Source organism: Arthrobacter sp. JCM 19049 (genome assembly GCF_001310435.1).
In genome coordinates, this window is the sequence record NZ_BAXF01000356.1 from 1 (window position 1) to 2285 (window position 2285).

A 2285-nucleotide genomic window follows, 5' to 3' on the forward strand; every position below is an offset into this window, starting at 1 on the left:
GCTGCCGCTGCTGGGCTAGGCAGGACCCGCCGATCCCGGCCAATCCGCACGGAAGGCACCGCTGCCGCCCATTGCCCGGCGGTGGCGCGAAAGGCAAAAAACCTCCGCGGTGCAGCAGCACCACGGAGGTTTTTTCACGCCCTAGCGCACACGGCGCCCGGGACCGGCCCCTGGACCGTTGCCCGCAGGCAGGTCCTAGACGGTCGCCTTCGCGCGAACGTTGGACTCGATCTGCGAGCCGACGTTCTCGTCGATGTTCTTCCAGTACTGGATGGCGTTGGACAGAACCGGCTCGATGACGCCCTCCAGGCGCCGGTGACGGTCTGCACCAGACGGGCACGCTGCTCGTCGTCCATGACCTCGCGCACCAGGATGCCCGGCTGCACGAAGTCGCCATCGTCCTCACGCAGGGTGTAGGACGAGCGCACCAGGTCTCCATCGGATTCGAAGGAGTTGTCGACCGGGCCGGTCTCATCGCTCCAGGAATCACCGAAGGAGTTCGGGACGTAGTAGCTGCGGGCACCGGAGTGCTCGTACCACATGTTGCCCTCGAAGTTGTAGCTGTGCACCGGAACCTTCGGGCGGTTGACCGGCAGCTGCTGGAAGTTGGTGCCGATGCGGTAGCGCTGGGCATCCGCGTAGGCGAAGTTGCGGCCCAGCAGCATCTTGTCCGGGCTCATGCCCATGCCGGGGACCATGTTCGCCGGCGAGAAGGCGGCCTGCTCGATCTCGGCGAAGAAGTTCTCCGGGTTGCGGTTCAGGGTCAGGGTACCGACCTTGATGCGCGGGTAGTCCTTCTTCGACCAGGTCTTGGTCAGGTCGAACGGGTTGTAGCGGTAGGTCTTGGCCTCTTCATACGGCATGACCTGGATGTACAGGTCCCACTGCGGGAAGTTGCCTTCCTTGATGGCGTTGAACAGGTCGCGGCGGTGGAACTCGGCGTCCGCACCGGCCAGGCGCTCTGCCTCGGCCCCGTCGATGGTCTCGAACTTGTCCGACTGCTTGTTGATGAAGTGGTACTTCACCCAGAACTTCTCGCCGGCCTCGTTGACCCACATGTAGGTGTGCGAGCCGTAGCCGTTCATTTCACGCCAGGTCTTGGGCAGGCCGCGGTCACCCATGATGTAGGTGACCTGGTGGGCCGACTCGGGGTTCTGGGTCCAGAAGTCCCACTGCATGGTGCCGTCGCGCAGGCCCGAATCCGGCAGGCGCTTCTGCGAGCGGATGAAGTGCGGGAACTTCATCGGATCGCGCAGGAAGAACACCGGGGTGTTGTTGCCCACCAGGTCGAAGTTGCCTTCGGTGGTGTAGAACTTCAGGGCGAAGCCGCGCACGTCGCGCCAGGTGTCCGGGGAGCCGAGCTCACCGGCCACGGTGGAGAAACGCAGCAGGGTCTCGGTCTTGACACCCTTCTGGAACAGTGCAGCCTTGGTGTACTGCGAGACGTCCTCGGTGGTCTCGAATTCGCCGAAGGCGCCAGCGCCCTTGGCGTGCGGACGACGCTCCGGAACGTTCATGCGGTTGAAGTGCTGCAGGGTCTCGACCAGGTGGTGGTCGTGCAGCACGATGGGGCCATCGGCACCCACGGTCAGCGAGTTGCGGTCGCTGACGGCTGGGATGCCAGCCTGAGTGGTCGAACCGGTGTGGTGACCGTTGTTTTCGGCAGCCATGTGCTCTCCTTTGTTTGGATCCGGCTAGGTGGTCAGGGAAGGTTCAGTCCAGCGGACGCCGCACACTTGGCGCAGGTCCCGTGATAGAGGACTTCAGCACGGAGATTTTCATCCCGCGGACGATGTTGGGGTCCAGGCAGGCCGGCGCGTGGTGGGCAGCGCGACATCCTCGACGAGTCCGCACTGCGTGCAGACGGCATGGTGGTGGTCGGTGATCCGGGTTTCGTAGCGTGCCCCCGCATGCGGCACATCCAGCCGGCGCAGCAGCCCGGAGCTGGCCAGGTCGTTCACCACGGTGTGCACGGTGCCCAGCGCGATCCCGGGGATCTCCTGCTGGGCGTGGCGGTGCAGCTCATCGGCGGTGGAATGCGGGTGGCGGTGCGCAGTCCAGGACGGCCACACGCTGCTTGGTCACACGCCGGCCCGCGGCGCGCAGGGGCTCGGCCCAGCGTGCATGCGAAGCGTCGGTCTGATCGTGTGCCATATCTCTATCATGCCACAAACTTGAATAGTTCAAAATAAGCGCGGGATGGATTTTCGCTGGGAGACTAATCTGCTCCTGCCGGATCCGCTGCGGTAGCGGCACCTTTGGGGAGCCGGCGCCGGGCGGGGGAG

1 protein-coding gene and 1 pseudogene are annotated in these 2285 nt (G+C 64.8%); both read right to left on the minus strand.

Going from position 1 to position 2285, the window contains the following annotated elements; genetic code table 11:
- Positions 1-195 precede the first annotated feature (195 nt).
- Positions 196-1670, minus strand: a pseudogene (locus JCM19049_RS12085) (catalase).
- A 108-nt stretch (positions 1671-1778) separates the two neighbouring features.
- Complete coding sequence (locus JCM19049_RS12090) at positions 1779-2072, minus strand: transcriptional repressor (RefSeq protein ID WP_054821719.1); 294 nt, start codon at positions 2070-2072, stop codon at positions 1779-1781.
- Between the last annotated feature and the right edge of the window lie 213 nt (positions 2073-2285).